The 8,068-nt window shown below is 44.4% G+C and carries 8 protein-coding genes; 4 read left to right on the top strand and 4 right to left on the bottom strand.

Annotated features, from left to right (window positions below):
* The 3 genes from A3751_RS17560 to A3751_RS17550 form a co-directional block, all read right to left on the bottom strand.
* Positions 1-263: hypothetical protein (locus A3751_RS17560; RefSeq protein ID WP_156492586.1), on the bottom strand; the 263-nt coding region annotated here is incomplete at its 3' end.
* Positions 264-323: 60 nt separating this feature from the next.
* Positions 324-1,826: a sigma-54-dependent Fis family transcriptional regulator gene (locus A3751_RS17555; RefSeq protein ID WP_068458310.1), complete on the bottom strand. Its 1,503-nt coding sequence runs from the start codon at positions 1,824-1,826 to the stop codon at positions 324-326.
* A gap of 81 nt (positions 1,827-1,907) precedes the next feature.
* The gene (locus A3751_RS17550; protein WP_068458308.1) at positions 1,908-2,114 is read right to left on the bottom strand and encodes a helix-turn-helix transcriptional regulator; all 207 of its coding nucleotides are present in this window, start codon (positions 2,112-2,114) and stop codon (positions 1,908-1,910) included.
* Positions 2,115-2,237: 123 nt separating this feature from the next.
* Between A3751_RS17550 and A3751_RS17545 the strand changes: the two genes are divergently transcribed.
* The 4 genes from A3751_RS17545 to A3751_RS17530 all read left to right on the top strand — a co-directional run bounded on the left by A3751_RS17545 (position 2,238) and on the right by A3751_RS17530 (position 4,598).
* Positions 2,238-2,453: a hypothetical protein gene (locus A3751_RS17545; RefSeq protein WP_068458305.1), complete on the top strand. Its 216-nt coding sequence runs from the start codon at positions 2,238-2,240 to the stop codon at positions 2,451-2,453.
* A gap of 11 nt (positions 2,454-2,464) precedes the next feature.
* Positions 2,465-3,670 (top strand): site-specific integrase, encoded by a 1,206-nt coding sequence (locus A3751_RS17540; RefSeq protein ID WP_068458303.1) that lies wholly within the window; start codon positions 2,465-2,467, stop codon positions 3,668-3,670.
* On the top strand, positions 3,667-3,963 hold the full coding sequence (locus A3751_RS17535; protein WP_068458301.1) for a hypothetical protein: 297 nt from the start codon (positions 3,667-3,669) through the stop codon (positions 3,961-3,963). The genes A3751_RS17540 and A3751_RS17535 overlap by 4 nt, the downstream gene beginning before the upstream one ends.
* An 89-nt stretch (positions 3,964-4,052) precedes the next feature.
* Positions 4,053-4,598 carry a hypothetical protein gene (locus A3751_RS17530; protein ID WP_068458299.1) on the top strand — a complete coding sequence of 182 codons (546 nt, stop codon included), beginning with the start codon at positions 4,053-4,055 and terminating at the stop codon, positions 4,596-4,598.
* A 14-nt stretch (positions 4,599-4,612) separates the two neighbouring features.
* Here A3751_RS17530 and A3751_RS17525 read toward each other — a convergent pair.
* The coding region (locus A3751_RS17525; protein WP_156492585.1) for a tyrosine-type recombinase/integrase at positions 4,613-8,068 on the bottom strand (3,456 nt) is incomplete at its 5' end.

Here is an 8,068-nt window from a genome sequence, read left to right as displayed (position 1 = left end):
CGTAAGAAGTTAATTTGATAAATCAGGGATTTGCTGACGCAGTCTTCAAACACGGGGTTCTTAACCAGTTCGTAGAAACTGGATTGTGGCATGCGCGGCAAAACTTCTTCTTTGTAGACCGCTTTGGTGAGTTCTTCTGCGAAGCTGCGTAGGCGCGTTAACGCACTGCCCGGATCGATATGCAGGACCGCTTCGGCTAAACCGCCGAGGTTTGCCAATAGCTCGTTCTCTGGTCGCAAGAATTCAAAGTTGACTGATTCCATAAAATTTATTCTATCCATGACGACCTTAAAGCGAAGGCCGTGCCAAGTTTATTTTTGTTCTTAGGAAATTCCGTATTTTTCCATCCAATTGTTTAGGGTTTGGTAGTTTTTTAATCCCAGCAGCTGTGCTGCTCGAGTCTTGTTTTGACTACTAACCTCAAGCGCTTGGCGGATATACTCTACAGCTACATCGCCCATAATCTCTTGTATATCAATTCCTTGGGAAACATCTCGCCCCAGCACATTTAACTCTTTCTCTGGCATTTTAAACAAAGCCTGTCGGATATCTTCAGCCGTAATTGTGTTTCCCTGGCACCACAACGCAGCCCTTAGGATAGTCGATTGAAGCTCGCGAACATTTCCCCGCCACGAATGTCTATTAATAATATTTTTTGCCTCAGGAGAAATAATTTTATTCTCTAAGGTTGGGTCGCTTTTGCTCATTGTACGCATAAGCTGATCTGACAAAAGCGTAAGATCGCCCTCTCGCTCTCGAAGAGCAGGTAAATGCAGCACTCCGACTGCAACGCGATAGAAGAGATCCTCTCTGAAGGAGCCTTCGGCAACGGCCTCCATCAAGTTTCGGTGCGTCGCTGTGATTAGCCTGACATCCACACGCTGCTCATTAGTGCCGCCAACAGGAACAAAGCAGCGTTCTTGTAGCACTCGTAACAAGCGTACTTGCACATGGGGCTCAAGCTCCCCGAATTCGTCGAGAAATAAGGTGCCGCCATTCGCTTGTTCAAACACGCCCGGTCTATCTGATGTGGCGCCTGTAAATGCTCCTTTTTTATGACCAAACAAAACCGAATCGACGAGCTCTGCCGGGATTGCACCGCAATTTAAAGGAATAAATGGTTTGTCTGATCGGCTACTAGCATTGTGAATGGCGCGCGCGAACAGCTCTTTCCCTGTACCTGTCTCGCCGTATATTAGTACCGGAACATCTCGCTCTGCCAGAATTTGCGCCTGAGCTTTGAGCTTTTTCATATGAGGGTTACGAGTCACTATATTGTCGAAAGCCGCATCAATCGGAGCACTCGCCTCAGCGAGCTGACTGATCTGCTTGCCATCGAGAGACTTGGCCGCAGGGATATATTCTGCGGATAGCTCAAATGGGATCTCGATAAACTGTGCACCTGATTTACGAAAAGATTGCACAAACTTAGTGTTGTACTTGGTTTTGCCTAGCAGTATCGATACTGCCGTCATTGATGGGGTACCCGGAGACAAATGAATGGATAGTTCTTGAGAGTTTTTAGATTGCGTTAATTGCGTCAGACACGAATTTAGCGCGAGATAAATATCTCCAAAATCAACTGGTGAGCGAAGCGAACATGGATGCACTTGAACCCTAATATCGAACCTTTTGCTCAGCCAGCTAACATAACCATTGATTGAAGCCTCGGGTTGGTCGCAAAGTAAGTGCAGCTCGTCAAAGGGGATGTTTTCTAGTGCCTCGGCTATAGGTCCGACAGACTCGTCATCCATGTCTTGAGGCAGAACGCCCGCTGCTTTTAGGTCATTGTTGCCTAACCAGCTAATTAGAGTTTTTGTCGTCATATGGCTATTTTGTCCCCTTATCAGGCAAGTCGATGTAACAGCCTTTGAAATATAAGCGCGATCGAATAGGCAGTCTGAACGTTATTCTTCATCACGAAGTTCCAGCAGGTCTTGAAGCTCGCAGCCTAAATACCGGCAGAGCTTTTCTACTACTTCGAATTCAACTCGAACCGCTGTTTCATGGTAAAGCCTTGTAATGGTCCCTCGGTTTATACCGGTGTCTTTCGCGACATCTGCGATTTTCAGTTTCCGCTCTCCCATCAGTCGGGATAGGTGGCATTTAATCATTTTAAGCTCACTTTAATCGTCTATAGATCAAAATAGCTTGCAAAAGATCTATTTGCATGCATAATGATCTTCAGGAGGTCATTTTTGATCTCTTAAAGTTATCAGGGTCTTTTGGAGGTCAAAATGAATCTTACTTACCTTACCACCGACGAACTGGCTTCGCGAATCAAATATGAGCCGCGAACGATCAGAAACCAACTAATGGATAGTTGCTTGATTGAAGGACGGCATTATTTGCGTCCATTTGGTCGCCGCAAAATTTTGTTTATCTGGGAACATATTGAAAAGGACTTGATGCTTGGCTGCTCCGATACGATCGGAATGCCTCTGGCGAGCTAAGGGGATTCTTTATGGGAAGCATTCGAACCCGCGGCGCTAAGAAACAGCTTTATATTGATTTTCGCTTTGAAGGAAAGCGCTACCGAGAAGCGACAGGGCTGAGCGATACGCCAAAAAATCGAGCTAAAGTTGAATCTAAACTAGAAGCCGTCGAAGAGCAGATCGCATCTGGCGAGTTTGAGTACGGTGATCATTTTGGTAAGCCTGAAGTCGTCACCGGTAAAACCCACGCTGTATCGATTGAACCTGCGCAGCCAGCGGTTAGTGTCGCGTCGTCGAACCATTACTGCAATGTCTCGTTTGAAGAGTTCTTTGCCGAGTGGCTGCAAGAAAACAAAGTGCTATGGCGTAACAGTCACGTTAAAAACATTGAGAGTATGCAGAAGCGCTACTACTTGCCTTATTTTGGAAAGAGGGGGCTTGCGGAGATTGCGCGAGCCGACATTCTGAAGTTCCGCTCATTCTTAGCGACGCAGCCAGGGCGCGGGAAGAATAAAACTCTTTCCAACAATCGGATAAACAAAGTCCTTGATCCGCTCAAACGTGTGTTTGAGGAAGCGTCTGATCGCTATCAAATTCCGAACGCTTATGTACGTATTAAACCGCTCAAGATCCGTAAAAGCGACGTTCAACCTTTCACGCTGACAGAGGTGAGTACGATCATTAATAAAGTCAGAAAAGATTACAAAAATTATTACACAGTACGATTTTTTACTGGGCTACGAACGGGCGAAATTGACGGTTTGAAGTGGAAATATGTCGACTTTGAAAGAAGGCAGTTGCNGGTTCGAGAGACAGTTGTGGATGGGGAAGAAGAATACACTAAGACAGATTATTCCCAGAGGACTATCGATTTGAGTGGGNCGGTTTATAACGCGTTGTTGGATCAAAAGAAAGCAACTGGGCATCTGTCGCAGTACGTGTTTTGTAATCTTAATGGTGAGCCGCTTGAGCATAACAACGTCACGAAACGGATCTGGTATCCACTTTTAGAGAGGCTGGGGCTAGATCGTCGACGTCCGTATCAGAGCAGACATACGGCGGCAACTTTATGGTTGGCCGCGGGTGAGTCACCAGAATGGATAGCGTCTCAAATGGGGCATGCCAACACAGAGATGCTCTTCAAAGTTTACTCGCGCTTTGTACCAAATCTAACGCGCCGAGACGGCAGCGCCTTCGAAAAATTGGTTCAAGAACATCAGGACAAAAACTCATGAAAATAACAAATATTATCAATGGAAAATTTCCCTCAGTTGTTATGCCTTTAGAGGCAGGTGACGACGAGCTAAAAACTATGGTCGAGAGTCTACTTGTGTATTTAGGTATTAAAGAGGAGGGTGGCGAGCTTTGCCGATACAGTGACGATTTTACGCTTAAGAACAACTATCAGTATCTTCGCGCCTGGCTGTTAATGTACCTTGATAAGCATGAGGGCGAGAAAGATGTGATGAAGCTGCTTATTCCGAGACTCAAAGAGCACCTTGCTTATGAAGAAAGCTACTTAGCCTGAATAAACCTTGCACTGTATAAATTGTACAGCGTCGAGCAGCTTCACTAGAATATGCAATTATATACTTTCTACGTTTACTGAATTTAATTATGGATGACTCCGAACTGCTCGATGTGGTTATCGAAGGCTTTGGTCTGAAAAATGATGCGGAGCTTTCGAAATTCTTGGGAGTTTGTAAAACAACCATCTCTAAGGTCCGTTCTGGTGATCGTCACCTTGGACTCCTGCAAAAATTGAAGGTTTTAGATAGGATAGGTTTTTTGACTGCATGCAATTGGGTAGAAAAACTTTCCCCAGAGTTTCTTGGTAGTTTGATTAGACGTACCAATAGAGCTTTAACTCAACGACGAGTTCAAGGTCTTGACGGGGCTCGATATAAAGATGATGCAGAGCTTCTAATATTATTCAAAGAACATGGCGAGTTCCAGACGGATGACCAGCTCGCACGCTATTTAGATTTGAAGCCGACATCTTTACCTTCAGTAAGAAGTGGGCGATCCTCTCTAGGCTTAAAGCCGCGGCTGCAAATACTTGAATTCTTTTTCCCGCAGGATGCACAGCAACTAAGAAACTCTTTACTTGATACTCGTAACCTTGCTGACGCGGTGCTAGATTGGTCCGCTGGTAACAATTAGGCCCTTAGAATTTGTCACAAACCATAGGCTTTAGAACGTAACAGAGCTAGGTACATGGCATGGTGAAACGCCGGCATCATATTCACTCTCTTTTGAGAGTCGACATTATCAATATCGATAAAAATTTGTGGCGCTATGATTCGTCTTCCTTTTTGTGTAATTTGGCTCTGGTAGTGCTCACTGTTGGCAATAACTCGAGCGTTTATTGCGTTGTTGATAATCCATGCTGAGGTTTCTTTTTCATAGCTTTGCTTGGTGTGGATTTGAACAGAGATCGATTCTGGGAATGTGTTTAGCCACGCTATAAATGCTAGGCAGTCTTTTTCATTGATGATGGTTAGTCCAGATAGAGGGGAGTGAAAGTTCTCAAACCAGATGTTCGCATTTAGAATGAACTCCTTTTGTTGAGAGTATCTCTCGATAATGATCTTGAGTTGTTGCTTCAATGTGAATTTTCCCGAGGTCGAAAACCTCACTGACTTCGCAGTACTTGAAAAGTCTGTTCTGAGCGTTTCTTGGAAGTCTTTGTGTAAATTGATAATGGTCTCGGCTGTGTCGACTTCGACAGGATAAAAACTTGCCAGTTCTATAGCGTTCGCGCCGCTCTCGGCTTTGAGCAAAAAGCTTTCTAGCTCGGACAAACTAAGTATGTGTGTTATTTCCGCAATCTGATCGATCTTATTCAGGTCAAGAATTTCGAAGTCTACGTTTGTAAAGTTTTTAGAGCATATCCGCTTTCGTAGCACCGTTGATTCGAATGCTTCTCGACTTTCTTGCCTATGAGCATCTTGCCGTATAGATGTTTGTGACTGTTTGACAATCCGTGCAACTGAGGCATGTTTTAAAGGCTTCTCTCTATGACCTTTGAATTGGTCATAAAGAGCAAATTCATGGCAATGGCTATAGGATTCGAACGTTGTTAAAGGCGAGCGATGTCCCATTTGAGATGCTAGCGAGTATGCTGCGCGGCGAGACGGAAATTCAGCGCCGAGAGTGTTCAAACTGAAGTCTGAACAGTGAGTATCAATCCACCCTTGAATTCCTTTGGGATTATTCGTGCAAGTTAAGTCGTTCGTTATTGTCGATGCGTTGGTGTGTCTCGCATGATGTCCGCGAAAAGTTTGATCACCTGAAACAGATTTAAGCAGTTCTAAGAGCTTTTTTGATAATGATGAACGAGATACAAGGCGCCAAGGGTCGTCTGTGCTTGCGAAAAGTGCGCACTCTTTCTCATTGAACCGCGCATTTAAGAAATTAAGCCTATTATTGACTACTGAAAGTTCATACTCGTCTAAATACCAGTTCAATACTTGTCTGCGACCGGCAGGAGTTTTTAACTTTCCAAGTTTATTGGTGCGTACCAATAAAGTAACGGTAGATGCGTTGAATGCGAGATCGTCAGTTGTTCGTGAGATAGCTTCGCTAAGTCGAAGTTTAAAGCGGAACATCAAGATCAGAGCAAGTGAGAGTGTCATAATTTGAGGGTCGCCTGGGTTCGCCGATTTGAGAAGTTCCAGCGCTTTTTGATAGGACGTATACGTTAATACTCGAGCATGTACGCTGGATTTACTAGCAGCGAAAAAGGCAGGGTCTAATCCCCCAAAATCGATGACAGGTAGACCAAAATTTCTTAGGCAGAAATTATGCAGGTAAACGATTCTCTTTGCGCGCCGAGTGCGACCCTTGAACGTTTGATCGTAGTCAAGTATGTCCAAATAGAGATCTTCTAAATCGTCACCATCCGCGGTTAGAAAATCTAAATCGGCCTGAGTTTCTATCAGAGGGATACCAACTGATCGCACATAATCGTCTATGGTCTTCGACGCATAGTAACCGTTTTTGTTTTTCTCAAGTAAGAGCGTCTGTGCGTAAAGCCCTATTGCAATAAGTTTCGACGGATACTTTTCTTGTATCCACCTATCAACAATTAGTCCAACTCGATAGTGCAGAACTTCTCTCGCAGGACTTGCCTTTCCGTCATCGGTGCTTTTCGCACTTGCTGTAAGTAGTTCTTTGACGAGACCTGTAACTTTACTTAACTCGCTTTTTAGCAAATCGATGGACTTTGCCTCGTTAGCCTCTTTTGGATGCGCTACGGTAACTAGTTTTGATTCGCCATCACACTGTGTATCTGAAGCGACATGTGGGTAGCCAGAAACCAAACCAATGAAGTTCGAGGCGGGTGTGGATGCACACTTCAGTTCTCCGTTGGCGTAAGCGCAAAGATTTCCTGGTAGGTGAAAGCGAGTCCATACATTAGCGAGCTCAAGCATTCGCTCTAAAGTTAAATCTTTTTTTGTGAAGCCTGAGAGCTCCTCTGTCAGCGTTGAGTTGAACAGGGCGTTAGCAATAGCCTTGTTGAGTCTTGCCAATGAAAGTTTTCTAGAAAGATTTAACGTGGATATGAGTAGTGTGGATTCAAAACTTAGAATCCGCCTCTTGAGTAGATGATCTTCTTGCCATTCGAGCCAGTATGTATTCCCGTGCGTGAAAGTGTGCTCTTTGAGATTTTTAAGCAGGATAGAGAGCGTATTTTTAGAGGTGACGCCGTCTAGGAAGATTAAGCTTAAAATCGTGTACGCGAATCTGGCCTCTTCTGATGCATTTGAATAATTGTTCTCTACCAACTTAGGCAGTTTAGATCTAAGGTTTTTAGCAAGGCGAAGATGTATCAAATCGTTGCGCTGAAAGAGGCTTGCTGTGGGTTCGCCGCTTGCAAAATAACTAAATGACAACTTAGAGCGGTTTGTTTTTGTTTTGAACTCAAGTAACCGCAAAAAGAGGTTATGTGCTTTCTCAAGTTGTAGTGCGGAGTCTAAACATTTGTCGTGGATCACTTCGATAGCTAGTTCTTGTGCCGCCTTATCATGATAAATGTCGCCAGAAGTAGATTGCGACAATGCTGCCTGGATAGCTTCTTTTACGATCGCTTTTACATTGTATTTGGGGGTTATAGGAGTCTTTGGGTTAAAGACCGTGCAATCAGCAACTTTGATGCTGATTAATTGAAATCGACCTTCTACTTGCATACCTGGGAGGTTAACAAAACCAAGCTCTTCCAACCATCTGGTTAGCCCTGAATCCCATCTCTTCAGAAATTGTTCATTGCTGGGTGAAAATGTAGCGGAGGTGCTCCAAGCGCGTTGACCCGCGCCAATGTGTCCTGTCGCCGCGGCAATCCATTCGGCTGGGACGTCATAATCTCGGGGCCCTGAGTCGAACCAGTGCCTAGCTAAGTTCTCTTGAAGTTGTTCTGGAATTCCGACTCGTTGAAGTACCGTTTTGCATTTAAGTAACGAGATATCAACTGTGCCGTTGTTTTCATGGAGTTCAAAAAATAATGGTATTTCGTTTAGTTGATGCGCGGGAGCTTTTAAGTAGGCGATCTTTTTGTAAACATTCTGATGGTGTTTTCTTAGCGAGACTGAGAGCGACTTTAAGTGGTTGATATAGTGTTTAAGTTGTTGTTT

This window comes from Oleiphilus sp. HI0080, from assembly GCF_001635135.1.
The sequence above is the reverse complement of the archived record's forward strand: the minus strand, read 5'-3'. Positions and strand labels throughout refer to the sequence as shown.